Below are 25,298 nucleotides of genomic sequence, written 5' to 3'. Positions count from 1 at the left end.
AATGACACCAGAATACGATAAAGTTCATAATCGTTTTAAATTAAACGGGTTACACTATAATCACGAGGACCTTAAAGAAGTGGCTTATAGTCTTATTAAAGAAGGAGCACCTTATGAAAAAGCTACAGGGAACTTCTTAATAGATTGGCTTAATGATAAAGATTATATTGAAGTTAGAACCTCTGGTTCTACTGGTAAGCCAAAGCTAATAAAGTTAAAAAAACAGGCTATGGTAAATTCTGCCATCGCCACTGGAGATTTCTTTGGTTTGGAGCCAGGAAATTCTGCTTTAGATTGTTTGCCAAGCCATTATATAGCTGGTAAGATGATGTTGGTTAGAGCTATGATTTTAGGTTTAGAGTTAGATCATGTAGAGCCTAGCGCACACCCAATGTTTGATTATGAAAAGCATTACGATTTTTGTGCAATGATTCCGCTGCAATTAAAGCATACGCTTAAGTACACTTACAACATTAAGACAATTATTGTTGGTGGTTCTAAAGTGACGCTTCCATTACTTGAGCGAATTAAAGACTGTGATTCTAAGTTTTTTGAAACCTATGGTATGACAGAGACAGTAACTCATGTTGCAGTTAGACAATTACCTTCTAAAGCGTCTAAAGCTGAGAAGTATTTTAATGCTATCCCTAATGTGACATTTTCTCAAGATGAGAGGCAGTGTTTGGTAATTAACGCCTATAATTTAGTTGATGAACCTCTTGTAACTAATGATATTGTAGATTTGAAATCTGAAACTAGTTTTCAGTTATTAGGTCGTTATGACAATGTTATCAACTCTGGTGGAGTTAAGTTATTTCCAGAACAGATAGAAGATAAGCTACAGCCTGCTATTGATGAGCGTTTTATTGTTGCAGGTGAAGAAGATGAAACTTTAGGAGAACGACTTGTTTTAATTGTAGAAAACCCAAGAGATTCTGTTGAAAGTATAGCCAATAGGATACGATTTATTAAGGGTTTAACAAAGTTTGAAGTTCCTAAACATATTTACATTACAGATAAATTTGTAGAAACTGTTAATGGAAAAATACAACGTGCTAAAACTATAGAGTCTGTTTTAAGATAGGTTTATTCATTAAATTACAGAAGAAACTAATGATAAAAACAAAAACCCAATGCAATTGCATTGGGTTTTTAATTTTAAATTATTTGAGTTCAAAAATTAATTTTCAGCAGAAAGATTCTTCATTTCTTCTTCAATCATCTCGTAGAATTCATCAATTTTTGGAAGAACAATGATACGAGTTCTTCTGTTTTTAGCTTTGTTTTCAGCAGTATCATTAGCTACTAAAGGTACGTGGTAACTACGACCAGCAGCAATTAATTGTTGAGGGTTTACCTCTAAGCTTTCTAATACACGTACTACAGATGTTGCACGTTTTACACTAAGATCCCAGTTATCTAATAATGGTGGCTTACTGTATGGTACATTATCTGTGTGAGACTCAACCATTGCTTCAAATGTAGGCTTACTTTTAATTACTTTTGCAACTTTACTTAAGATTTCTTTTGCTCTGTCGGTTACGTTATAGCTACCACTTTTAAATAATAATTTATCAGCAATAGAGATAAAAACAACACCTTTCTCTACATTAATTTCAATGTCTGGATCATTGATGCCTACCTCTTTCTTTAAGCTAGTTACCAAAGCTAGTGTTACACTATCTTTTTTGTTTAAAGCATCTTGCAAACGTGATATTTTTAAATCCTTTTCTTTTAAGCTTTCCAGAGATTTTTCAAGGTTTTCTGCGCCTTTTTGAGTTAAGGTTGTCAAATTTCCTTTGGTATCAATTAAATCTTGGTTCGCCTTACGTAAATCAGCCAATTGGTCTTTCATGGTTTCTACTCTGGCACTAGCTGCAGCAGCGTCAGAAAGACACTTATTTAGTTTTACAGTAGCACTGTTTAATAAGTCTTGTGTTTCTTGATGTTTTGCCTCAAGTGCAGCATATTCTTTCTTCGATACGCAAGATGCAAACAACACCATTGAGCAAACACCTAATAACATTAGTTTTTTCATAATTTTCATTATAGTTTAAATTGTTAATTTTAACATATCAAAATTATACAAAAGAAAATAGGCTATAACATAGATTAACAAAAACTTTAACAGTTTTATAAACAGTTAAAACGTTTGTTTTCTCTTTACATAATAAGACCAAACAATTGAAGAGGTTTGGTAATAATTAGGACGTTTTTTGAGTGTTTTGCGTTTCTTTAAAACATTACTCAAATTGAGGTAAAAAGAACCATGAGCTTTTAGGATAGCAATGAAGTGAGCAGGTTTTAATTGCAGTAAAAACATAACACCTGCAACACCATCTAAAAGCATTCTCATTATAGCCTTAGAAAACACATTACTGTCAGTGTTTTTAACTAAAGTTATAAGACTATTTCTAAAGTTGAGGTACGTCTTTTTAGGGTTAGAATTATTTAAGGTTGCGCCACCAACATGATACACTGTGGATGTACCAACATATTGTGTTTTAAAATTACTATTAAAAGCGCGCCAGCACAAATCTATTTCTTCCATGTGCGCAAAATAGCTTTCATCAAAACCGTTTAAGGCTTTAAAAACTTGGTTCTTTATAAAAAAACAAGCACCAGAAGCCCAAAAAATATCTGTGATATCATTGTATTGACCTTTATCTTCCTCGATGCTGTTAAATATGCGACCTCTACAAAAAGGATAACCATATTTGTCTATGAAGCCACCTGCAGCACCAGCATATTCAAATTTAGACTTGTCTTTGTAGTCTAATATTTTTGGTTGAAGGATGTCTGGTTTTACTTCAGAATTGAAAGCTGTTAGAATTTTATCTAGCCAATTCTGTGTAACTTCAATATCACTATTTAGCAGGCAGAGCAGTGGTTCAGAAACATGTTTTAAAGCTTCATTATAGCCTTTTGCATAACCACCATTTTCAGAATTTTGAATAATACTAACCTCGGGAAACGAAGTTTGTAAAAATTCAACAGAATTATCGGTAGAGGCATTATCTGCAACATAAATTTTAGCATCTTCAGAATATTTTAAAACCGACGGTAAAAACTGCTCTAGTAGCGCTTTACCATTCCAGTTTAAAATAACAATTGCTATATCCTTGTCGCTGTACATTTATGCCTTTTTATAGTTAGGAATATCTCTTAAAAACTGATAACGCTCTGCTTTAGTGTCCATTTGGCAATAATAATGATTTATGCCGTTTGTTACCATGAGGAATTCTGCATCTAACGCTAAATTATAACGTGCAATTTGGTCAAAAGTATTTTGATTTATGGTAATGTCGTGCGATTTGCATTCAACAATAAGAAGAATACTACCATCTGGATTAAAAATTACAATATCGTAGCGTTTCTTTAAGCCATTAATGTTTAACTCCTTTTCAACATTGATCAAAGATTTTGGATAATTCTTTTCATTGATGAGGTAATGTACACAATGCTGTCTTACCCATTCTTCTGGTTGAAGAATGATAAATTTTTTCCGAATGACATCAAAAATAGAAATTTTATTTTCTGTACTTTTGAATCGGTATTCAAACTGTGGAAAGTTGAGTTTTTGCACTTCACAAAATTAAAATTATAATATCATTCGAGCAAACGATTTAAGAGATTGGACGAAGTAAAAACATTAGTAGAAGACTTAAAAAAGGGGCAAATTAAACCCATCTATTTTTTAATGGGTGAGGAGGCTTACTACATTGATAAGATTTCAGATTTTATTGAAGATAATCTTTTGGATGAAGTAGAGAAAGGTTTTAATCAAATGATACTTTATGGAAGAGATGTTAGCATTGACGATATCGTAAGTAATGCCAAGCGTTATCCTATGATGGCAGAGCGCCAAGTAGTTATTGTAAAAGAAGCGCAAGACCTTAGTCGTACTATAGAAAAATTAGCAGAATATGCTGCTAATCCGCAACCAACTACTGTTTTAGTGGTTAATTACAAATACAAAAAAATAGACAAGCGTAAAGCACTTTACAAGGCAATTACTAAAAATGGAGGTGTAGTTTACGAAAGCAAAAAACTTTATGATAACCAAGTGCCAGATTGGATAAGACGAGTTTTAAAAGGACAAGGTTATGATATTTCGCCAAAAGCAGCGCAAATGCTGGTTGAGTTTTTAGGAACCGATTTAAGCAAAGTAAATAATGAACTCAATAAGCTAAAAATTGTTTTACCAAAAGGCACACAAATCACACCAGAGCATATTGAAGAAAATATAGGAATAAGTAAAGATTACAATAATTTTGAACTTAGAAAAGCCGTTGGTGCCAGAGATATTGTAAAAGCACAGCGTATTGCAAAGTATTTTGGTGATAATCCTAAGGACAATCCTATGGTAGTGACAGTAGCGTTGTTATTTAATTTCTTTTCGCAGTTGTTGCATCTTCATGGTATGACAGACAAAAACCCAAGAAGTGTAGCTTCGGCATTAAGGGTTAATCCTTATTTTGTGAATGAATATCTTACAGCAGCCCGCAACTACCAAATGAAGAAAGTAAGTGCTACAATAGCATTGCTCAGAGAGTTTGATGTAAAAGGGAAAGGTGTTGGTGCAAATGCAGTACCACAAGGCGACTTGCTAAAAGAACTTTTGGTAAGAATAATGAGTTAATTACTCTATCAGCAAACGTCTTCTTATTGTGTTTTTTTCAAAAGCAGCCTCAATAGTTATAAGATATATTCCAGAAGTTAAATCTGAAACGTCAATGTGCTTTTTGTTTGATGTTTTTACAAGTTGACCAGTTATATTATAGATTTTAGTTTGAAGATTATCCTCGCTCAATGTAATTTGTGTTCTAGCCGGATTTGGGTAAAATGAAATTGGTGTTAATTCAGTTTCATTTAAAGAAAGGGTAGAGGTATTAAAACTATACAAAGCTGGTTGAAGCGCTCCGTTTTCTTCAGCTGTTATATAATATTCGTTGGCGTTTATAGGATATATACCCTCTATTTGAAACGAATAATTCTCGGGTACAGCAATAGATGTTTTTGTAACTGTTCCGTTAGAAAATAACCCAGAGTTAAATCCGGTTAATTCAATTAAAAAAGCGCCGTTACTATCAAAACCAGTGATAATAATTTGATTACTTGTTGTGTTGAATGTTGCACCAGACACCAAACCACCTGCTGTTATACTATCAACCCTAGAAATGCTATGGGAGCCAGGTGTTTTAGGTAATTCGTAAATGTTGGTGTTGCCATCTAGCCAATTTCTGGTGAGCACATAAAGACTGTTATTGTAATGTATTAAACTCTCTGCATCAAAATTGGTAGCAAACGGACTTGTTGTAAAATCTGTTTGGTCTGTATAGCTAAAATTAATCACATCTGCAGTAAGAGACGTGTTATTTAAATAATCTGAAATAGCAATTCTATATACCTTTAAATCGGTTCTGTCTCCTTGGTAATTGCCAAAATCGCCAATATAAATGTAAGTACCATCTTGTGTAAGATCTTCCCAATCTATATTTGTGGCATTGGTAATAGTAACAGTACGAGTTACATTTCCTGTAGAAATGTCTATATCAAAAAGTTGATTGGTATTTGCACTGTCGTTATGCGTAATCAATGTATTATTAATATACAATAATCCTGAGGTTTCATTGACTGTAGCATCTAATGAAGTTTCTAAAGTAAACTGTTGCGCATTGATACCTAAAAAAGATAAAGCCAAAAGCAGAATAAAACAGCGCGAACGTCTCATATTTAATATTTAAAATTTAAATGTACATAACTAAAAGTTTTGTAAGCAAAAAAAACATATGATTCACCTTTATTTGGGTTAAAACTATAGTTTCCTGTAATAATGCAACAATTCTTCATCAGAAGTAGGCAATGTTCCGATGCCTTTTAGTGTAAAGCCTAAACGCTCTAGCAGTTTTCTTGAGGATAGATTTTCTTCTAAAGTATAGGCACTTAGTTCTGCCAGACTATAATTGTCTTTAATTATTTCTACAAGTTTTGATGCTGCTTCGAACGCGTAACCTTTTCCTTCGTTAGATGGTAAAAACGCAAAGCCAATATCTGGTATTTCTATACCTTCTCTATGGTAAACTCCGCAAGTACCGAGTTTTACGTTATCAGATTTTCTAATAATAACATTGTTGCCATAACCGTGAGTAGCTATTTGCGGTAATGCTTTTTCTGTAATATAAGCTTCTGCAGCTTCAATGCTTTTTACATTTCTGTCCCCAATAAATTTTACCCATTTTGGAGTATTCATTAATTCTAAAATGAATGGTGCGTCTTCTGCAGTTATTGGTCTAACGAGAAGTCTTTGGGTTTCGAATGAATTTTTCACAGTAAGATTAATCAATTTTATTCTATTGGCTTGGAAAACCTTATTTTTACTTCCCTAAAAAGATTTTTCAATATACAGAATTTATACATGAAGTTATTTTCAAAAGAACAAATATACGAAGGTGATAAGCTCACGACCGAACGTCAAAATATCTCCTCAACCGATTTAATGGAACGAGCAGGATCACAGATTTTTAACTGGATTCATATGCGTATGCAAGGTGCGCAAGTGCCAATTCACGTCTTTTGTGGTATAGGAAATAATGGTGGTGACGGATTGGTATTAGCAAGACATCTATTAACTCATGGATATAATGTGGTGACCTATATAGTTAACTGTAGTGATAAGCGTTCTAAAGATTTTTTAATTAATTACGATAGAATAAAAACAGTAACAAAAGATTGGCCAAAAATGCTTAGTTGCTCTGGTGATTTTTCAGATGTGGTTATTGATGAAAAAGATATTATAGTGGATGCTGTGTTTGGTATAGGTCTTAACAGACCACCGAACAAATGGGTGCAAGAATTGTTTCAGAACTGGAGAGCATCAAAAGCATTTACTTTATCTGTAGATATACCTTCGGGATTATATACAGATAAACCCGTAGAAGACGAAAATGCCGTGGTTCATGCAAATTATACCCTAAGCTTTCAATCACCAAAATTAGTTTTCTTTTTACCTGAAACCTCAAAGTTTACGGTACAATGGGAAGCATTAGATATAGGTATAGATCGTGATTATCTAATGCAAACCGAAACTGAAGTTGAATTAATTTCAAAATTTGAAGTTTTACCATTATACAAGCCAAGGGAGAAGTTTTCGCACAAAGGAGATTTTGGGCATGCCTTAATAGTTGGTGGAAGTCATGGGAAAATAGGTGCAGTTAATTTAGCAAGTAGAGCAGCTTTAAGTTCTGGCGCAGGTTTGGTTACAGCGTATATTCCTAAATGTGGATATCATAGTATGCAAGCTTCTTTTCCTGAAGCCATGGTCATTACAGATAAAGATGAAGAACGAATCACTGATATTTCTTTTGATATAGAACCTAGTGTCGTTGGTATAGGTGTAGGATTAGGAACGGTTGATAAAACAATTGAAGCTTTAGAGCTATTTTTGAATGCTAATAAAAAACCGCTTGTTATTGATGCAGATGGTTTAAACATCTTATCTAAAAGTAAAGAATTACTAAAGTTGTTACCAGAACAAACTGTGTTAACACCACACCCAAAAGAATTAGAACGATTAGTAGGCGAGTGGTCAGACGATTTTGATAAGCTTAAAAAAACTAAAGAATTTTCTAAGAAGTATAAAGTCATCGTCGTTATTAAAGGCGCAAACACTATAACAGTTTTTGGTGACAAGCTTTATATAAACACAACAGGAAATCCAGGAATGGCAACAGCAGGAACTGGTGATGTTTTAACAGGAATAATAACAGGTTTAATTGCTCAGGGTTATGAACCATTAGCAGCAACTGTTTTTGGTGTGTATTTACATGGAAAATCTGCTGATATTTCTTTGGAAGATTATGGCTATCAAAGCTTAATAGCAAGCCATATTATAGAAACTTTAGGGGAAGCTTATATCGATTTATTCAAACAACCAGAACAAGAACAGCAGCAACAAGAACAACAAGAAGCGTAATAGGTAATTATGGATAACTATCATATTATTTCGTCTGATGCTCTAGACATTGTGACGATATACAACATATTTAAGGATAACAAAAAGTTAAAACTTTCAGAAGATTCTATAGCAAAAATTAAGGCCTGTAAATCTTATTTAGATAACAAATTGGCTAACAACAAAAAACCCATGTATGGTATTAATACAGGTTTTGGGTCACTGTATAATGTCAAAATTTCAGATAAAGATTTAACTAAGTTGCAGGAAAACCTAGTAATGTCTCATGCTTGTGGTACAGGTGATCGCGTACCAGAATCTGTGGTTAAGGTGATGTTGTTGCTTAAAATTCAGTCCTTAAGTTACGGTCATAGTGGAGTGCAACTAAAAACTGTTGAGCGATTAATAGACTTTTTTAATCATGATATTTTTCCATTTGTATTTACGCAAGGCTCTTTAGGAGCTTCTGGTGATTTGGCACCTTTGGCACATTTAGCTTTACCGTTGTTAGGAAAAGGAAGTGTTGTGCATAATGGCGAAAATTATGAAGCTTCAGAATTGTTAGAAAAATTCAATTGGGAACCTATAAAATTAGAAGCTAAAGAAGGTTTAGCTCTATTAAACGGAACACAGTTTATGAGTGCTTATGGTGTGTATTTGCTCTTAATGTCTCATAAAACCTCTTATTTGGCAGATATAATTTCAGCGATATCTTTAGATGCGTTTGATGGTAGATTAGATCCGTTTCATGATTTGGTACACGATGTAAGACCACATCCAGGTCAGCGTAAAGTAGCCAAACGTTTTAATGAACTTTTAGAAGGAAGCGAGTTAATTGCCAGAGAAAAAGAGCATGTGCAAGATCCTTATTCGTTTAGATGTATACCTCAAGTTCATGGTGCTACAAAAGACACTTTAGATTTTGTAGAGAAAGTAATTTTAACAGAAATCAATTCCGTGACAGATAATCCAAATATCTTTTCAGAAGAAGATTTGATTATTTCAGGGGGAAATTTTCATGGGCAGCCTTTGGCTTTAGCTCTAGATTATTTAAAAATTGCTATGGCCGAAATAGGAAATATTTCTGAACGTAGAATTTTTCAATTAGTGTCTGGTTTACGAGGCTTACCAGCATTTTTAGTAGATAATCCTGGATTAAATTCAGGTTTTATGATTCCGCAATATACTGCTGCAAGCATAGTTAGTGCTAATAAGCAATTGGCATCACCTGCAAGTATAGATAGTATAGTTTCTAGTAATGGACAAGAAGACCATGTAAGTATGGGAGCCAATGCTGCTACACAAGCTTATAATCTTATTAGAAATGTAGAGCGTGTTATTGCTATAGAATTGATGAATGCATCACAAGCCCTTGAGTTTAGAAGGCCGATGAAAACGTCTCCATTACTTGAGTCTTTCTTAGAACATTATAGAAAAGTAGTGCCTTTTATAAAAGAAGACGAAGTATTACATGATGATATAGAAGCTTCTATTCAATTTTTAAAAGATGTAGATATTGAAGTAGAAGAATTATTTCTAAACAATTATGGTGTAGAGAAGCATTAAAAAAGTACAGCTAATTATCCTTCAGTAATAATATCATTAGCCCATTTAATAGCATCATCTAGTTTAGTGAATATTTCAAACGGTTTTCCAAAAAACATTTGCTCTATTTGTGCATTAATCTTTGCTTGATATTTATCTGAAACAACAGCAAAACCCTTTAAGTATTCAACCTTTGTAGCCCTAGGATATACGCTCGGATCTACAGAATAAGAATTTACTCTTTGGGTGATGTACACAAAAGGTTTGCTGAAATGATTTTCTATTACTTCAATTAAAGCCTCATTGTGGAGATGGTCTAAGTGTACACCTTCGTTAATTTTAGCAATAACAAATCTATCGTAGAAAGAAAGTGTACAAAACTTTAATTTTACAACAGTTTCTTGCATTTTTAGAACAGTTTTATTTTTTAAGATAAAAAAAACTCCTCAAAAAATGAGGAGTTTTAACTTAAAATATTAAAAAGTCTTAAGATTCTGTAGGTTTACTAGAGCTTTTAACTTTGATTTTTAACTCATCTTTTTTAGTGTCCAAATCCATGGTAATAGTATCACCTTCTTGGATTTTTGAATTGATGATTTCTTCAGCGAGTGCGTCTTCTACATACTTTTGAATTGCTCTGTTTAGTGGTCTTGCACCATATTGTTTGTCAAAACCTTTTTCCGCTATATAATCCTTGGCTTTGTCCGTAAGTACCAAATCGTAACCTAATTCTTTAATACGTTTTACAAGCTTAACTAATTCAATATCAATAATTTTATCAATATCTTCTTTTTCTAGAGCGTTAAATACTATAACATCATCAATTCTATTTAAAAATTCAGGGGCAAATGCCTTTTTAAGAGCGTTTTCTATAACACCTTTGGCATACTCAGTTTCTTGCGATTCTTTTGCCGCAGTACCAAAACCAACACCAGTCCCAAAATCTTTAAGTTTGCGAGCACCTATATTAGATGTCATAATTATGATGGTATTTCTAAAATCAATCTTACGACCTAAGCTATCTGTTAAATAGCCATCATCAAGAACTTGTAAAAGCATGTTGAACACATCAGGATGCGCTTTTTCAATTTCATCTAACAGAACTACAGCATAGGGCTTACGTCTAATTTTTTCAGTAAGCTGTCCACCTTCTTCGTAACCTACATATCCTGGAGGTGCACCAATAAGTCTAGATACAGCGAATTTTTCCATATACTCACTCATATCTATACGGACTAAGGCATCGTTACTGTCAAATAATTCACTAGCTAAAACCTTTGCTAATTGCGTTTTACCAACACCAGTTTGTCCCAAAAATATAAATGAACCTATTGGTTTATTTGGGTCTTTAAGGCCAGCTCTGTTACGTTGAATAGCCTTTACAACCTTTGCAACAGCATTGTCCTGCCCGATAACACGTCCCTTAATGAGATCTGGTAAACTTGCTAATTTATTAAGCTCAGTTTGCGCTATTTTATTAACAGGAATACCTGTCATCATGGATATAACATCGGCAACGTTATCCTCCGTTACAATTTCTCTATGTTGCTTTGTTTCTTCCTCCCATTTTTCTTGAGCGGTTGCTAATTCCTTTTCAAGACGTTTTTCGTCATCTCTTAGTTTAGCAGCTTCTTCGTATTTCTGTTTCTTAACAACACTGTTTTTAGTTTCCTTAACTTCTTCAAGTTTTTTCTCTAGTTCAATGATTTGTTTAGGAACATCAATATTGGTAATGTGCACTCTAGAACCTGCTTCATCCAAAGCATCAATAGCCTTGTCTGGTAAGAAACGCTCTGTCATATATCGATTTGTTAACTTTACACAAGCCTCAATAGCTTCAGGTGTATAGTCAACATTATGATGCTCTTCGTACTTACCTTTTATATTATTTAATATTTCAATTGTTTCCTCAACAGAAGTTGGTTCAACAATTACTTTTTGAAAACGACGTTCTAAAGCACCATCTTTTTCGATATATTGTCTGTACTCATCTAACGTAGTTGCACCTATGCATTGAATTTCGCCTCTTGCTAATGCAGGCTTAAACATGTTAGACGCATCTAAGCTTCCGGTAGCACCTCCAGCACCAACAATAGTGTGAATTTCATCAATAAAAAGAATGATGTCATCATTTTTTTCAAGTTCGTTCATTACGGCTTTCATTCGCTCTTCAAACTGACCTCTGTATTTTGTGCCAGCAACTAAACTTGCAAGGTCTAATGTAACAACACGTTTATTAAAAAGCGTTCTGGATACCTTACGTTTTACGATACGCAGTGCTAAACCTTCAGCAATGGCAGATTTACCAACACCAGGTTCACCAATTAAAAGCGGATTATTTTTTTTACGTCTACTTAATATTTGTGAAACACGCTGTATTTCTTTTTCTCGACCCACTACTGGATCTAATTTGCCTTCTTCGGCAAGTACGGTTAAGTCTCTGCCAAAGTTGTCTAAAACTGGTGTTTTAGACTTTTTATTTGTTTTTCCAGACTGGCTTCCACCGAAAGGATTTTGCTTCGCATCATCCTCTTCGTTTATTTCATCATCAGAATATGATTCGGCTTTAGGTTCGTCTAGGTAATCATCTTCGCTTGTAATCATAGATTTAAATTCGTCTTTTACATTATCATAATCAACTTTAAGTTTGTTTAATAACTTCGTAGTTGGGTCATTTTCATTTCTTAATATGCATAATAATAAATGTGCTGTGTTTATAGATGTACTTTGAAACAACTTAGCTTCTAAAAATGTTGTTTTTAAAGCACGTTCAGCTTGCCTTGTTAAGTGCAAGTTTTTCTTTTCGTTAGATGTTGATATAATATTAGGATTAGCAGGACTTAAAATCTCAACTTTACGTCTTAAGTGATTTAAGTCGACATCTAATGCACTTAGTATATCTATAGCCTTACCATTGCCATCTCTTAAAAGACCCAACATTAAATGTTCTGTGCCAATAAAATCATGACCAAGGCGTAAAGCTTCTTCTTTGCTAAATGCAATAACATCTTTAACTCTCGGGGAAAAATTATCATCCATAGTAAACTCCTTTCTGCATTAAAAATAGTAAAAACATATTATCTAAATGGCAAAAACCATACCTTAAATAAAATGGTTTAACGAATAGACTAAAAAAGCATTTTAAATCAAAGCAAATTTAATGATACTTATTAACTAAAAAGATATCAAAAATTGTTAATAAAAACTCTCAAAATTAGCTTTCGAAATCACTTCAAACACTACTGAAATGCTTATATTAGCACGTTTTGAAAACCTAGAAAAATCTAATAAATTTTATATATGGCAGAAGGAGAAAAACTCATTCCGATTAACATTGAAGATGAAATGAAATCAGCCTACATTGATTATTCAATGTCGGTCATTGTGTCACGTGCGTTACCAGATGTAAGAGATGGCTTAAAACCAGTTCACAGACGTGTACTTTACGGTATGCATGAATTAGGTGTTAGAGCAAATACAGCTCATAAAAAATCAGCAAGAATCGTTGGTGAGGTATTGGGTAAATATCATCCACATGGCGATACTTCGGTTTACGATACAATGGTACGTATGGCTCAGGAATGGAGTTTAAGATATATGTTAATAGACGGCCAAGGTAACTTTGGTTCAGTGGATGGCGATAGTCCTGCAGCAATGCGTTATACTGAGGCTAGAATGCAGAAAATTTCTGAGGAAATGCTTGCTGATATTGATAAGGAAACGGTTGACCATAAGCTTAACTTTGATGATACTTTAGAAGAACCAACAGTTTTACCTACACGTATTCCTGGCTTATTAGTAAATGGTGCTTCTGGTATTGCCGTTGGTATGGCAACAAATATGCCACCTCACAACCTTGCGGAAGTTGTTAATGGAACTATTGCTTATATAGATAATAATGATATCGAGGTAGATGAGTTAATGCAGCACATTAAAGCACCAGATTTCCCAACAGGTGGAACTATTTATGGTTACGATGGGGTAAAGGAGGCATTTCACACTGGCCGTGGTAGAATAGTAATGCGCGGAAAAGCCAATATTGAAGAAGTAAATGGACGTGAGTGTATCATTGTAAATGAAATACCTTACCAAGTTAACAAGGCAGATATGATTAAAAAGACTGCAGACTTGGTTAACGATAAAAAGCTAGAAGGTATCTCTACCATTAGAGATGAGTCTGATAGAAAAGGAATGCGTATTGTTTATGTTTTAAAACGCGATGCCATTCCTAACATTGTACTTAACAAATTATACAAGTACACAGCTTTACAATCTTCTTTTAGTGTAAATAATATTGCTTTAGTAAAAGGTCGTCCTCAACTTTTAAATCTTAAGGATTTAATTCACTATTTCGTAGAACACAGACACGAAGTGGTTGTAAGACGTACAAAATATGAATTACGTAAAGCAGAAGAAAGAGCTCACATATTAGAAGGATTAATCATTGCTTCAGATAATATTGATGAAGTAATTGCATTAATTAGAGCTTCATCTAATGCTGAAGAAGCGAGAGAAAAATTAATAGAACGTTTTAAACTTACTGAAATACAAGCTAAGGCTATCGTAGAAATGCGATTACGTCAGTTAACAGGTCTGGAACAAGACAAGTTAAGAGCAGAGTATGAAGAGTTAATGAAAACTATAGAAGACCTTAAAGATATTTTGGACAAGAAAGAACGTCGTATGAATATCATTAAGGAAGAACTTGAAGTTATCCGTGATAAATACGGTGATGAGCGTCGTTCTGTTATAGAATATGCTGGTGGAGATTTAAGTATTGAAGACATGATTCCAGATGAAAAAGTAGTTATTACTATTTCTCACGCTGGTTATATAAAGCGTACGTCCCTTAATGAATACAAAACTCAGCATAGAGGAGGCGTTGGCCAAAAAGCATCGACAACTCGTAATGAAGATTTCTTGGAACACTTGTTTGTTGGTACAAACCACCAATATATGTTGTTTTTTACCCAAAAAGGTAAGTGTTTCTGGATGCGTGTTTATGAAATTCCAGAAGGCTCCAAAACTTCAAAAGGTAGAGCAATCCAAAACCTTATTAATATAGAGCAAGATGATAAGGTAATGGCATTTATATGTACTCAAGATCTTAAGGACGAAGATTACATAAACAGCCATTATGTCATAATGGCCACGAAAAAAGGTCAGGTTAAGAAAACATCATTAGAACAATATTCTAGACCTCGTACCAACGGTATTAACGCCATCACTATTAAAGAGGGTGATGAATTATTAGAAGCTAAGCTTACAACAGGCGAAAGCCAGGTGATGTTAGCCCTTAGGTCTGGTAAAGCTATTCGTTTTGAAGAAGCCAAAACAAGACCAATGGGTCGTAATGCTTCAGGTGTTAGAGGTATAACTTTAGCAAATGATAACGATGAGGTAATAGGAATGGTTGCTGTTAATGATTTTGAAAGTAATATCTTAGTAGTCTCTGAAAACGGATACGGAAAACGTTCTAGCTTAGATGATTACAGAATTACCAATAGAGGCGGAAAAGGTGTAAAAACCATTTCCATTACTGACAAAACAGGTAATTTAGTAGCAATTAAAAACGTTTCTGACGAAGATGATTTAATGATTATTAATAAGTCTGGTATTGCAATCCGTATGGAAGTAGCAGATTTAAGAGTGATGGGTAGAGCAACACAAGGTGTTAAGCTTATCAACTTAAAAGGGAACGATTCTATTGCTGCTGTAGCTAAAGTAATGAAAGATGACGATGAAGAAAATGTTGACGAACTAGATGCTGAAAACGCTGATGAGCAAACAACAAATGAAGATGGCACGGCTATTGATAATAATGAAACTGAAAACTAAAAATTAACAACATAAATTATTTATTACAAATGAAAAAATTAATGACATTAGTGCTTGTTTTTACAGTGACAGCTATGTCTTTTGCTCAAAAAAATGAGGTGAAAGCTATGGAAAAAGCACTTAAGAATATGAATTTTGCTGATGCAAAGTCTGCTATGTCTGTGGCGGAAGGATTAAAGAGCAATATGGATGACAAAATGAAGGCCAAGTTTTTATTTTTAAAGGCTCAGGCGCTTTATGCAAATGGAGCAGGATCAGATAGTGATGTGGATGCTGCAATTGCTGCTTTAGCAGAATTAAAAAACCATGAGTCTTCAATAGGAAAACTTAGGTATACTGAAGAAGCCAATGAGATGAAGACAGAAATTTATAATTCCTTTTTGAAAAAAGCTAATGAAGCTTTCAATAATAAAGATCTTACTGTAGCTTCTAAAGCTTATGAAAATATTTATAAGATATCTCCTAAAGATACAGTCTATCTTTATAATGCAGCTTTACTTGCAGCTCAGAATAATGATTATGACACTTCACTAAAACATTTTATTAAGCTAAAAAATCTTGGTTTTACAGGAATAAAGATGAATTATGTAGCAACCAATAAAGAAACTGGAGGTGAAGAATTTTTTCCAGAAAAATCGAATAGAGATTTTGCAGTAAAAACACTCAAAACACATATAGATCCGGAGGATAGAAAAGAGGAGTCTAAAAGAGCTAATGTTGTTAAGAACATAGCATTTATTCATGTTTCACAAGGGAATAATGAAAAAGCACTAGCAGCTATTGCAGATGCAAGAAGCGAGTTTCCTGAGGATAATAATTTAATTCTTACAGAAGCAACAATTCAGATAAAAGTTGGAAACAATGAAAAAGCCTTTGAGCTTTTTAAAGAGGCACTTAAGAAAGATCCTAATAATGCAGACTTAAATTATAATGTAGGAATTACCGCAATGGAAGTTGAGCAGTATGATGTGGCCAAAGATGCTTTTGAGCAAACTTTAAAAATAAAGCCAGATTATGCTAATGCAGCATTGAACTTATCATTTTTAGAAGTTAATAAGGGTAATGCTATGAATGATGAAATGAATACATTGGGTAACTCTGCTGCAGATAACAAGCGTTATGACGAACTTAAGGCTAAAAAGAATGATTTGTTTAAAGCTGGTGCTGAAATATTAGAGAAGTTTGTTGTTAACAATCCAGATTTAAAAAACGCAGATGTTTATAATCAATTAGCAAATATATACAGTGCTCTTGGTGAAATGGATAAATTCAGAACAAATAAAGATAAAGCAAAAGCTATTGAAGAAGGAAACTAAGATTTTTTACCTACAATAAAAAAAGCGACTTACTTAGAGTCGCTTTTTTTTATTATATAATTTTCTTTATTACTCTTAGTCTGTGCGTATGGCTATTTTTGTCTATATTGTAAATACCACTATGATCTAAACGATCAATTCTTACCTTACCGTGTGCATGTATAATATAATTATCTTCCATTATTATACCAACATGTACAATGTTTCCTTCTATATTATCAAAAAAAGCTAAATCTCCAGGCTCGCTTTCTTCAATAAAACTTAAAGCTAAACCTTGTGTGGCTTGCTGGGACGCATCGCGTAATAAATGATAGCCATTAAGCTTGTACACCATTTGTGTAAAACCAGAACAATCAATTCCGAAAGGAGATTTACCTCCCCATAAATATGGTGTGTTTAGATACAAAAACGAGGTGTCAATGATTTTAGATTTTTCACTTTTTTTGGTAATCTTATTGCCTTCGAACGTTTGATTTAAAAGACTTAGACAGTTTAGGTCTGAACCTAATGGAATAGGGTAGATATTATTAGCATTATCAGATACAAACTGTATTAAATCTTTTGACAAGGAGATATCAGAATTAGATAATTGGCTATATTGACTTTCTTCAATTTCAAGATATTGCTTGTTGTCTATCCAGCCTTCATATTTGTCGTATGCAAAACGAATGCGACTCCATTTTTTGCGCTGTTCTAACACTTTAAAAAAGTCTCCATACAATGCCTGAGTTACCATCTCACTGGTATCAGTAGGCTCTAATCGTATAGGTACAATGCCTAGATTGCAAACTCCGTATTGCATAGAAAATATTTAAGCGCGTTCTAATACCATTGCAGAAGCACCACCACCACCATTACAAATAGCAGCTGCACCAATTTTTGCATTGTTTTGTTGTAAGACGTTTAATAATGTCACTAAGATTCTAGCTCCAGAACAGCCTAGTGGATGGCCTAAAGAAACCGCACCACCATTTACGTTAACTTTATCGTCGGATAATCCTAAAATTTTCATATTAGCTAAACCAACGACAGAAAAAGCTTCATTAAATTCAAAGAAATCTACATCACTTAATTCTATATTAGCTTTCGCTAATGCTTTTGGTAATGCTTTTGCAGGAGCAGTAGTAAACCACTTTGGTTCTTGAGCAGCATCTGCGTAACTTTTTATAGTCGCTAAAGGTTTTAAACCTAATTCTTCAGCTTTTTCTTTACTCATAAGTACTAAAGCTGCTGCACCATCATTAATGGTAGAAGCGTTTGCTGCAGTTACAGTTCCGTCTTTGGTAAACGCAGGACGCAAGGCTGGAATTTTTTCCATTTTCACGTTAGTATATTCTTCATCTTTGCTAATAACTAAAGCATCACCACGACGTTGAGGGACTTCGACAGGAATAACTTCATCATTAAACTTACCTGCATCCCAAGCAGCTTTAGATCGCTCATAAGATTGTATTGCAAATTTATCTTGGTCCTCTCTGCTAAAGCTGTACTCTACAGCACAAGCGTCAGCACAAACACCCATAGCATTGTTGTCATATGCGTCAACTAATCCATCTTTTTGCATGCCATCTACTAAAGTGGCAGGACCGAACTTTGTAGCACTACGAGCATGATAATAGTGTGGTATAGCACTCATATTTTCCATTCCACCAGCAATCATAATCTCAGCATCACCTAGACTAATAGCTTGTGCTGCTTGCATTACGGCTTTCATACCCGAAGAGCAAACTTTATTAATAGTTGTACAAGGAACAGTATTTGGAATTCCAGCGAATATAGCTGCTTGTCTCGCTGGCGCTTGTCCTGTACCAGCTTGAACTACATTACCCATTAGCACTTCGTCTACCATTTCTGGTTTTAGATTTATCCTTTCTAGAGCTCCTTTAATAGCAGCAGCTCCAAGTTTAGGGGCTGGTACACTAGATAAATTCCCTAAAAAACTTCCTATAGGTGTTCTAACGGCAGATACAATTACTACGTCCTTGTTCATTATTATTTTGTTTATAGTTAATTTCTGCGAAATTAATGATTTTTTAAGATATTTAGGAATGTATTAAAGATTATAGATGTTTTAAATTTTAATATTTGTTACATTTGATTTTATATGAAGGAACTTCTGAATAAATGGTATAGAAATCATGCATTGGTATATAAAATACTTTTGTTCTTATTGACAACTTTGTTTATCGTTTATTTATTTCCAAAGACTGGGAAGTTTAGATATTCTTTTGAGAAAGGTAAACCTTGGCAGTCTGAAAGTTTATTAGCACCATTTAATTTTGCAATTCAAAAGACTCAAGAAGAAATTAATGAAGAACAGCTTGAAATTGAAAATAACGCTTCCGTTTATTTTGATATTGATCTAGAAGTTCCTGAGACCGTAAAGCTTAATTATAATGCAAAATTTAATGAAGTTTTTAATGATTCTATTTCATCTAAAAAAGATTTATTCACTAAAGGTAATGATATAATTAAGACATTGTATGAGAATGGAATTTTAGATACCGATTATCCTTATTCTAATGACAAACCTGTTGTTTTAGTAGCTTCTAATACGGTTGAAAAACGTTTAGAGTATAAAAGCCTAATTGAAATAAACCAACTTCGAGATCGATTGGAGAGTTATTTAGCTAATTCAACTTCTTCTGAGAATAAAAATAGGATGATATCTCTATTTTTTGATATCATTAAACCTAATGTAACTTTAAATGAAACCCTAACAAAGACAACCTTAGAAGAAGAGCTTTCTCAAATATCACTTACGAGGGGTAGTATAGATAAAGACCAATTAATTATTTCTAAAGGTCAAGTAGTAGAAGATGAGGAATATAACATTCTAAAGTCTCTAAAGTCAGAGTATGAGTCCCAGGTTTGGAATACTGCTAATTACAATTGGGTTCTTGTTGCATATACATTATTAGTCGCACTAGCACTTTTAATGTTGCTACTGTTTTTACAGAAATACAGATTTGAAGTGTTTCAAAACAATACCAAAGTAACATTCATATTTTTCAACATTGCGTTGATGATATTGCTAACTACTTTGGTAATTAATTATAATTCACAGTACATATATGTAGTGCCTCTGTGTATTTTACCACTAGTTTTAAAAGCTTTTTTTGATGCGCGACTTGGTTTATTTGCACATGTGTTAACAGTATTACTTTTGGGATTTATTGTACCAAACAGTTATGAGTATATGTTTCTGCAGATTATTGCTGGAATCGTGACCATATTAACAGTTTCTGAACTCTATAAACGTGCCAATCTTTTTATATCAGTTGGTCAGATAACTCTTATTTATATTATTGCTTATTTTGCCTTTTTTGTAATCCACGAAGGGCAAATAACAACCTTAAAATGGGATACATTTGGCTTATTCATCTTATGTGGATTAGCAACACTTTTCGTTCAGCCTCTTATTTACATTTACGAAAAGATTTTTGGACTTGTATCTGATGTTTCTCTTTTGGAATTATCAGATACTAATACAAAGCTTTTAAAAGAATTATCTAACAAAGCACCAGGAACATTTCATCATTCTCTAAACGTGGCTAATCTTGCGGAAGCTTCAGCAAATGAAATAGGTGCAAACGCTATGCTGGTTAGGGTTGGTGCTTTGTATCATGATATAGGTAAAATGAAGAATCCAACCTATTTTACTGAGAATCAAAGTAACGGTATTAATCCTCACGATGAATTGTCAAGCAGTGAAAGTGCAATGATTATAGTAGACCATGTGTTGAATGGTATTGAAATTGCAAAAAAATACAATTTGCCAGACCGTGTTATTGATTTTATTAGAACGCACCATGGTACTAGTCTCGTTTATTATTTCTATATGAAGGAGAAAGCTGAAAATAATACTGCAAAAATTGAAGATTTTTCATACCCTGGACCAAAACCATTTAGCAAAGAAACAGCTATTTTAATGATGTGTGATAGCGTTGAAGCTGCGTCAAAAAGTTTGAAAGAACCAACAACAACGAAGATTAATGATTTTGTTGAGAATATCATTAATAAGCAAATGGAAAGTGGACAATTCTTAAACGCTAATATTACTTTTAAGGAAATTCAATCTATCAAGAAAGTAATAAAGCACAAACTTGCCAATATCTATCATTTAAGGATAGAGTATCCAGAATAAAACAAAAAAGCCACACTAATACTAGTATGGCTTTATGTGATCGCGACAGGATTCGAACCTGTGACCGTCTGCTTAGAAGGCAGATGCTCTATCCAGCTGAGCTACGCGACCGAATCTAAAAAGTCGGGGTGGCAGGATTCGAACCTGCGACCTCCGCGTCCCAAACGCGGCGCGATAACCGGGCTACGCTACACCCCGAAAAACGGTTATCTAAATGCGGAGAGACCGGGATTCGAACCCGGGCAACACTTACGCGTTGACAGATTAGCAATCTGCTCCATTACCACTCTGGCACCTCTCCAATAAATTTTATAAGAACGTTTCTTAAAATTGCGGATGCAAATGTAACTTATCATATTAATTATCGCAACAATTTTTTCGAGTTTTTTAATTCGAATACGCTAATACTTTGAAAGAGCATAGAATATGATTAATTTTATTTTCATATGTCAAAATATTCTAAAGATAGAGCCTTTACTAATTATGTCCACACAAACTTGGCTATTCCTTTAATATATAATCCCTTAGACTGGTCCAAAGTGCAATTAAGAAAGGATTATTCCGAGTTTATAGATATGATGGATGGTATCGATTATGTTTTTCGAAAAGGAAAGACTATAATGAGCGTTCAAGAGCGATTTAGAGAAGAACGATACAAGGATTTCAACGATTTTACAATTAGATACCGTAGAGACTCAAATAAAATCAAAGAGCGACACAAATCAGAGTACTACAAAATGAAGGCGCACTATTTCACCTATGGAATAATTGACAGTGCTAAAAATGAGACTCATAAAGCAACATCGTTCATTAAATATGCAATAATTGATTTAAAAAAAGTTTATCAAAAGTTAGACGAAAAGAAAATCTATATATCTGATAACGGTAAAAATAAATGTGAAATAATTGATGGAAACCGTCTAGAGTGTCCAGTAAAATACAATTTAGATGGATCGTCATCCTTCTTTCCGATAGATATTTCTTTTTTGGTTAAACTCTGGGGCGAAGATATGCTTATAGCACAAAAAGGTTTTTTGTAAATTAAATTTAACGAATTCTTATTAGTGTTTTCGTCACATTTTCAATAGCTTCGTTTTGCTATGTCAACTGAAAAAAAACTCATCAAATTCACCAAAAAAGGGATTTACTGTCCGCAAGGTAAATTTTATTTAGACCCTTGGTATCCAGTCGACTATGCTATCATTTCTCATGGGCACGCCGATCATGCACGTTGGGGCATGAAACGTTACTTATGTACTGATGACTCAAAGGCTATTTTACAACATCGCTTAGGTGCCGACATTAATATTGAAAGTACTTCCTATGGGAAGGAAATAACAATTAATGAAGTTAAGGTGAGCTTTCATCCTGCAGGTCATGTCATAGGTTCAGCACAAATACGTTTAGAGTATAAAGGTTATGTGGTCGTTTTTACTGGAGATTATAAAACCCAACCTGATTTTATTACTAAGCCATTTGAATCCATAAAGTGTAATACCTTCATTACTGAAAGTACCTTCGGGCTACCGATTTATAATTGGAAAACAGAAGAAGATTTACAAAGTCAGTTGCAATCATGGGTAAAAACGAATCAGCAAAACGATAGAACGTCTGTTTTTCTCGGCTATTCCTTAGGTAAGGCGCAACGTCTTATGTCTTTATTGGATGGCTGTGATGATATCTATGTGCACCGTTCTATTCATAGTTTAAATAACGCCATTTCTGGCTCAGGAATTAAATTGCCAGAAACCAAACTTTGGTCCGCAGATTTAGATAAGAAAATACTTCAGAATAAAATCATTATTGCGCCACCAGCAATATTAGGATCTCGAATGCTAAAACGTTTACCAAATCCAGCAACAGCCATTTGTTCAGGATGGATGCAAATTAGAGGAAATAGGCGTTGGCAGGCGGTTGATGCTGGCTTTGCTGTAAGTGATCATGCAGACTGGAATGGATTGATAGATGCCGTTAAAGCATCAGAAGCAGAGCAAGTTTATGTAACTCATGGTTCCCAAGTGGTTTTTTCTAAATACCTGAATGAAATAGGTATTAAGGCAGACGAGTTAATCACTGAATATGGAGATGAAGCGCTTGCTAAAGCTGAAAAAGAAGAAAATAAAGTTGATGTTTAGAATATGTCAGAACATAAATCTTAAAAAGAGAAATTGTCCCCTTGAGGGGACTTTAGGGGTGTTTTTAGAAATTGATTCTACTAACCGGGAAGAGATTCCCACTTTCTTGGGAATAATATGAAACTATTTTCCAATCTCATCAGTGCTATAGAAATCACTAATAAGACCAATGCAAAGATTGAGGCCTTGATGGAGTATTTTAAAATTGCACCAGACAAGGACAAACTTTGGCTCATAGCATTATTTACAGGAAAGCGACCATCACGTCCGGTAAAAACGACCTTAATGCGCGAATGGTGCATGGAGATCACAAAATTACCAGAATGGTTATTCTTAGAAAGTTATAGTACTGTTGGTGATTTAGGAGAAACCATGGCACTTTTATTACCAACACCAACACATAAGCTGGATTTATCCTTACACGAATGGATGAGCGAACTCAAAGCTTTAAAACCAAAATCTGACGAGGATAAAAAAGCCTTTGTTCTGGAAGCTTGGTCTGGTTTAGACCAACAAGAGCGATTGATTTTTAATAAGCTCATTGGTGGAAGTTTTCGGATTGGTGTTTCTAAAAAAACCTTGGTTAATGCCTTGACAAAATTAACGAGTATTGACGCCAACCAATTGATGCACAGTATTATCGGTAATTGGGATATCGATTCAATTTCTTTTGAAGAACTCATTCATGGGAAGCACATCAATTATGACAATTCTAAACCTTATCCTTTTTGTTTGGCTTATGCTTTAGAAAAAGAATTACCAGAATTAGGCGAGCCAGAAGATTGGATCGTAGAACAAAAATGGGATGGTATTCGTGGACAAATTGTGAAGCGAAATAATGAAATTTATATCTGGTCACGCGGTGAGGAATTGGTAACCAAACAATTCCCAGAATTGGTGGAAGCTATGCAGAATTTTAAAGATGACTTTGTTATCGATGGTGAAATTCTGGCGATGAAAGACAATGATGTATTACTATTCAACGATTTACAGAAACGACTTAATCGCAAGAATGTGACCAAGAAACTTTTAGAAGAAGTTCCAGTTGGGTTTAAGGCTTACGATATTTTAGAATACAATGGTGATGACATTCGTGATGTAGCTTTTATTGACCGTCGTAAACGTTTAGAATCTTTATTCAATTCAGTAGCCTTGCCAGAGCATATCAAATTGTCTTTTCTGGTGGATTTTAAAAAATGGAATGAACTTCATACGATCAGAGATAATTCAAGAGCTATCAATAGCGAAGGCTTAATGCTAAAGATGAAGCAATCTCCATATCATACAGGTCGCAAAAAAGGCGATTGGTGGAAATGGAAAGTTGACCCATTAACAATAGATGCTGTGATGATTTATGCCCAAAAGGGTAGTGGTAGACGAAGTTCAAAGTACACAGACTACACGTTCGCCGTTAAAAAAGATGATGCTTTAGTAACTGTGGCAAAAGCCTATTCGGGTTTAACGGATAAAGAAATCACTGAGATCTCTCAATGGGTTAATAAAAACGCTATCGAACGTTTTGGCCCTGTAAGAACGGTTAAGCCAGAGCTTGTTTTTGAGATTGCTTTTGAAGGTATTGCGCTAAGTAACCGTCATAAGTCAGGAGTCGCCTTACGATTCCCACGTATTGCGAGATGGCGAAAGGACAAACCTGTCGATGAAATAGATACCATTGAATCGGTGAAAGCGCTAATAAATACGAATTAACTTGAAAATGGTGTTAAATTGATGTATATTTGCATCAAAAGGATAATTATGGGAAGACAAAGTATATCATTTACAAAGCCGAATGACGAATGGTTAAAAGCTCAGGTTGAAAGCGAAGAATATTCAAGTAAAAGTGAACTGGTCAATGACCTTATTCGTCAAGCGCGACAGCAACAAGCTCGAATAGATTGGATAGCTGAAAAGCTAAAAAAAGCTGAGAAAAGTGGTTTCACTACTAAAAGTAAAGGCGATATTTTAGCCGAATCCAGACAGCGCTATAATGGCTAATTATATATTAAGTGAGCAAGCCAAAGAAGATTTAATTCGCATTCATCATTATGGTATTCAGAAGTTTGGTGTAACCCAAGCAGATGAATATTTCGATGCTTTTTTTGAGTATTTCGAATTAATTGCAAAGAATCCATTTTCATTTGAGTCTGTAGACTATATCCGAAAAGGCTACAGACGTTGCGTTTGTGGTGTAGACAGCATATTTTTCAGGATTAAAAATCATCAGGTTGAAATCATGGCAATTATTGGAAAGCAGGATTTGGGAAATATTTTGTAATTAACCCTGTCAGGTCGAGCGCAGTTGAGACCTATTTGAAAAATAAAATCATTTACCTCTCGACTGCGCTCGAGGTGACAGAAAAGTA

The 25,298-nt window shown here is 34.2% G+C and carries 21 protein-coding genes and 3 tRNA genes; 12 read left to right on the top strand and 12 right to left on the bottom strand.

The genetic code is table 11. The annotated features are described in order from the left end of the window. Position 1: 1 nt before the first annotated feature. Complete coding sequence (locus tag FC091_RS06620; RefSeq protein WP_138433495.1) at positions 2-1,084, top strand: AMP-binding protein; 1,083 nt, start codon at positions 2-4, stop codon at positions 1,082-1,084. 96 nt (positions 1,085-1,180) lie between these two features. Here the strand turns inward: FC091_RS06620 and FC091_RS06615 are convergent, their stop codons facing one another. The 3 genes from FC091_RS06615 to FC091_RS06605 form a co-directional block, all read right to left on the bottom strand. After that, positions 1,181-2,038, bottom strand: coding sequence for an OmpA/MotB family protein (locus FC091_RS06615; RefSeq protein WP_138433494.1), 858 nt, complete (start codon positions 2,036-2,038; stop codon positions 1,181-1,183). A gap of 105 nt (positions 2,039-2,143) precedes the next feature. Next, positions 2,144-3,136 (bottom strand): glycosyltransferase family 2 protein, encoded by a 993-nt coding sequence (locus FC091_RS06610; RefSeq protein ID WP_138433493.1) that lies wholly within the window; start codon positions 3,134-3,136, stop codon positions 2,144-2,146. Further along, positions 3,137-3,586, bottom strand: coding sequence for a type I restriction enzyme HsdR N-terminal domain-containing protein (locus FC091_RS06605; RefSeq protein WP_138433492.1), 450 nt, complete (start codon positions 3,584-3,586; stop codon positions 3,137-3,139). 48 nt (positions 3,587-3,634) lie between these two features. On the opposite strand from FC091_RS06605, the gene holA reads away from it, so the two are divergent. Beyond that, positions 3,635-4,642 (top strand): DNA polymerase III subunit delta, encoded by a 1,008-nt coding sequence (gene holA, locus FC091_RS06600; protein ID WP_138433491.1) that lies wholly within the window; start codon positions 3,635-3,637, stop codon positions 4,640-4,642. Here the strand turns inward: holA and FC091_RS06595 are convergent, their stop codons facing one another. Both FC091_RS06595 and FC091_RS06590 read right to left on the bottom strand, forming a co-directional pair. Then, complete coding sequence (locus FC091_RS06595) at positions 4,643-5,734, bottom strand: T9SS type A sorting domain-containing protein (RefSeq protein ID WP_138433490.1); 1,092 nt, start codon at positions 5,732-5,734, stop codon at positions 4,643-4,645. It abuts the gene before it with no gap. A gap of 84 nt (positions 5,735-5,818) precedes the next feature. Then, a complete protein-coding gene (locus tag FC091_RS06590) occupies positions 5,819-6,331 on the bottom strand; it encodes a GNAT family N-acetyltransferase (protein ID WP_138433489.1) in 513 nt (170 codons plus the stop codon). 87 nt (positions 6,332-6,418) lie between these two features. Between FC091_RS06590 and FC091_RS06585 the strand changes: the two genes are divergently transcribed. Together FC091_RS06585 and hutH are read left to right on the top strand one after the other, a co-directional pair. After that, entirely contained in the window at positions 6,419-7,975 is a 1,557-nt protein-coding gene (locus tag FC091_RS06585; RefSeq protein WP_138433488.1) for an NAD(P)H-hydrate dehydratase, read from the top strand. A 9-nt stretch (positions 7,976-7,984) separates the two neighbouring features. Continuing rightward, on the top strand, positions 7,985-9,520 hold the full coding sequence (hutH, locus tag FC091_RS06580; RefSeq protein WP_138433487.1) for a histidine ammonia-lyase: 1,536 nt from the start codon (positions 7,985-7,987) through the stop codon (positions 9,518-9,520). Positions 9,521-9,534: 14 nt separating this feature from the next. Here the strand turns inward: hutH and FC091_RS06575 are convergent, their stop codons facing one another. Together FC091_RS06575 and FC091_RS06570 are read right to left on the bottom strand one after the other, a co-directional pair. Next, positions 9,535-9,906: a hypothetical protein gene (locus tag FC091_RS06575; protein ID WP_138433486.1), complete on the bottom strand. Its 372-nt coding sequence runs from the start codon at positions 9,904-9,906 to the stop codon at positions 9,535-9,537. A gap of 79 nt (positions 9,907-9,985) precedes the next feature. Continuing rightward, positions 9,986-12,538, bottom strand: a complete 2,553-nt coding sequence (locus FC091_RS06570) for an ATP-dependent Clp protease ATP-binding subunit (RefSeq protein ID WP_138433485.1) — start codon at positions 12,536-12,538, stop codon at positions 9,986-9,988. A 261-nt stretch (positions 12,539-12,799) separates the two neighbouring features. Here FC091_RS06570 and gyrA point away from each other — a divergent pair, with 261 nt between their 5' ends. Together gyrA and FC091_RS06560 are read left to right on the top strand one after the other, a co-directional pair. Continuing rightward, complete coding sequence (gene gyrA, locus FC091_RS06565) at positions 12,800-15,337, top strand: DNA gyrase subunit A (protein ID WP_138433484.1); 2,538 nt, start codon at positions 12,800-12,802, stop codon at positions 15,335-15,337. A 29-nt stretch (positions 15,338-15,366) separates the two neighbouring features. Next, complete coding sequence (locus FC091_RS06560) at positions 15,367-16,653, top strand: tetratricopeptide repeat protein (RefSeq protein ID WP_138433483.1); 1,287 nt, start codon at positions 15,367-15,369, stop codon at positions 16,651-16,653. A 52-nt stretch (positions 16,654-16,705) separates the two neighbouring features. On the opposite strand, the gene FC091_RS06555 is transcribed toward FC091_RS06560, so the two are convergent. Together FC091_RS06555 and FC091_RS06550 are read right to left on the bottom strand one after the other, a co-directional pair. Continuing rightward, on the bottom strand, positions 16,706-17,455 hold the full coding sequence (locus FC091_RS06555; protein WP_138433482.1) for a C40 family peptidase: 750 nt from the start codon (positions 17,453-17,455) through the stop codon (positions 16,706-16,708). 9 nt (positions 17,456-17,464) lie between these two features. After that, positions 17,465-18,643: an acetyl-CoA C-acyltransferase gene (locus FC091_RS06550; protein WP_138433481.1), complete on the bottom strand. Its 1,179-nt coding sequence runs from the start codon at positions 18,641-18,643 to the stop codon at positions 17,465-17,467. 114 nt (positions 18,644-18,757) lie between these two features. On the opposite strand from FC091_RS06550, the gene FC091_RS06545 reads away from it, so the two are divergent. Beyond that, the gene (locus FC091_RS06545; protein ID WP_138433480.1) at positions 18,758-20,800 is read left to right on the top strand and encodes an HD family phosphohydrolase; all 2,043 of its coding nucleotides are present in this window, start codon (positions 18,758-18,760) and stop codon (positions 20,798-20,800) included. Positions 20,801-20,837: 37 nt separating this feature from the next. Here the strand turns inward: FC091_RS06545 and FC091_RS06540 are convergent. From FC091_RS06540 to FC091_RS06530, 3 genes are all read right to left on the bottom strand, one after another. Next, a tRNA-Arg gene (locus tag FC091_RS06540) sits at positions 20,838-20,911 on the bottom strand. A 12-nt stretch (positions 20,912-20,923) separates the two neighbouring features. Further along, a tRNA-Pro gene (locus FC091_RS06535) sits at positions 20,924-20,998 on the bottom strand. 19 nt (positions 20,999-21,017) lie between these two features. Further along, positions 21,018-21,101: transfer RNA gene (locus tag FC091_RS06530), tRNA-Ser, on the bottom strand. Positions 21,102-21,246: 145 nt separating this feature from the next. Between FC091_RS06530 and FC091_RS06525 the strand changes: the two genes are divergently transcribed. The 5 genes from FC091_RS06525 (at position 21,247) to FC091_RS06505 (ending at position 25,210) form a co-directional block, all read left to right on the top strand. After that, positions 21,247-21,840 (top strand): hypothetical protein, encoded by a 594-nt coding sequence (locus tag FC091_RS06525; RefSeq protein ID WP_138433479.1) that lies wholly within the window; start codon positions 21,247-21,249, stop codon positions 21,838-21,840. A 60-nt stretch (positions 21,841-21,900) separates the two neighbouring features. Continuing rightward, positions 21,901-22,935, top strand: a complete 1,035-nt coding sequence (locus FC091_RS06520; RefSeq protein ID WP_138433478.1) for a ligase-associated DNA damage response exonuclease — start codon at positions 21,901-21,903, stop codon at positions 22,933-22,935. 117 nt (positions 22,936-23,052) lie between these two features. Then, positions 23,053-24,642, top strand: coding sequence for an ATP-dependent DNA ligase (locus tag FC091_RS06515; protein ID WP_138433477.1), 1,590 nt, complete (start codon positions 23,053-23,055; stop codon positions 24,640-24,642). A 48-nt stretch (positions 24,643-24,690) separates the two neighbouring features. Further along, the gene (locus FC091_RS06510) at positions 24,691-24,930 is read left to right on the top strand and encodes a ribbon-helix-helix domain-containing protein (protein WP_138433476.1); all 240 of its coding nucleotides are present in this window, start codon (positions 24,691-24,693) and stop codon (positions 24,928-24,930) included. Beyond that, positions 24,923-25,210 carry a type II toxin-antitoxin system RelE/ParE family toxin gene (locus FC091_RS06505; RefSeq protein ID WP_138433475.1) on the top strand — a complete coding sequence of 96 codons (288 nt, stop codon included), beginning with the start codon at positions 24,923-24,925 and terminating at the stop codon, positions 25,208-25,210. Before FC091_RS06510 ends, FC091_RS06505 begins: the two co-directional genes overlap by 8 nt. Positions 25,211-25,298 lie beyond the last annotated feature (88 nt).

Origin of the sequence: Winogradskyella algicola (assembly GCF_005869935.1) — a bacterium.
In the GTDB taxonomy this organism is placed as follows: Bacteria; Bacteroidota; Bacteroidia; order Flavobacteriales; family Flavobacteriaceae; genus Winogradskyella; species Winogradskyella algicola.
This window is presented reverse-complemented; position numbering and strand designations above follow the sequence as displayed.

What these genes read in the sequence shown, in the direction of transcription:
- FC091_RS06620 (WP_138433495.1), top strand. Translation starts at nt 2, where the DNA reads ATGACACCAGAATACGATAAAGTTCATAATCGTTTTAAATTAAACGGG.
- FC091_RS06615 (WP_138433494.1), bottom strand. Translation starts at nt 2,038, where the DNA reads ATGAAAAAACTAATGTTATTAGGTGTTTGCTCAATGGTGTTGTTTGCA.
- FC091_RS06610 (WP_138433493.1), bottom strand. Translation starts at nt 3,136, where the DNA reads ATGTACAGCGACAAGGATATAGCAATTGTTATTTTAAACTGGAATGGT.
- FC091_RS06595 (WP_138433490.1), bottom strand. Translation starts at nt 5,734, where the DNA reads ATGAGACGTTCGCGCTGTTTTATTCTGCTTTTGGCTTTATCTTTTTTA.
- FC091_RS06585 (WP_138433488.1), top strand. Translation starts at nt 6,419, where the DNA reads ATGAAGTTATTTTCAAAAGAACAAATATACGAAGGTGATAAGCTCACG.
- hutH (WP_138433487.1), top strand. Translation starts at nt 7,985, where the DNA reads ATGGATAACTATCATATTATTTCGTCTGATGCTCTAGACATTGTGACG.
- FC091_RS06575 (WP_138433486.1), bottom strand. Translation starts at nt 9,906, where the DNA reads ATGCAAGAAACTGTTGTAAAATTAAAGTTTTGTACACTTTCTTTCTAC.
- FC091_RS06570 (WP_138433485.1), bottom strand. Translation starts at nt 12,538, where the DNA reads ATGGATGATAATTTTTCCCCGAGAGTTAAAGATGTTATTGCATTTAGC.
- gyrA (WP_138433484.1), top strand. Translation starts at nt 12,800, where the DNA reads ATGGCAGAAGGAGAAAAACTCATTCCGATTAACATTGAAGATGAAATG.
- FC091_RS06560 (WP_138433483.1), top strand. Translation starts at nt 15,367, where the DNA reads ATGAAAAAATTAATGACATTAGTGCTTGTTTTTACAGTGACAGCTATG.
- FC091_RS06555 (WP_138433482.1), bottom strand. Translation starts at nt 17,455, where the DNA reads ATGCAATACGGAGTTTGCAATCTAGGCATTGTACCTATACGATTAGAG.
- FC091_RS06550 (WP_138433481.1), bottom strand. Translation starts at nt 18,643, where the DNA reads ATGAACAAGGACGTAGTAATTGTATCTGCCGTTAGAACACCTATAGGA.
- FC091_RS06545 (WP_138433480.1), top strand. Translation starts at nt 18,758, where the DNA reads ATGAAGGAACTTCTGAATAAATGGTATAGAAATCATGCATTGGTATAT.
- FC091_RS06525 (WP_138433479.1), top strand. Translation starts at nt 21,247, where the DNA reads ATGTCAAAATATTCTAAAGATAGAGCCTTTACTAATTATGTCCACACA.
- FC091_RS06520 (WP_138433478.1), top strand. Translation starts at nt 21,901, where the DNA reads ATGTCAACTGAAAAAAAACTCATCAAATTCACCAAAAAAGGGATTTAC.
- FC091_RS06515 (WP_138433477.1), top strand. Translation starts at nt 23,053, where the DNA reads ATGAAACTATTTTCCAATCTCATCAGTGCTATAGAAATCACTAATAAG.
- FC091_RS06510 (WP_138433476.1), top strand. Translation starts at nt 24,691, where the DNA reads ATGGGAAGACAAAGTATATCATTTACAAAGCCGAATGACGAATGGTTA.
- FC091_RS06505 (WP_138433475.1), top strand. Translation starts at nt 24,923, where the DNA reads ATGGCTAATTATATATTAAGTGAGCAAGCCAAAGAAGATTTAATTCGC.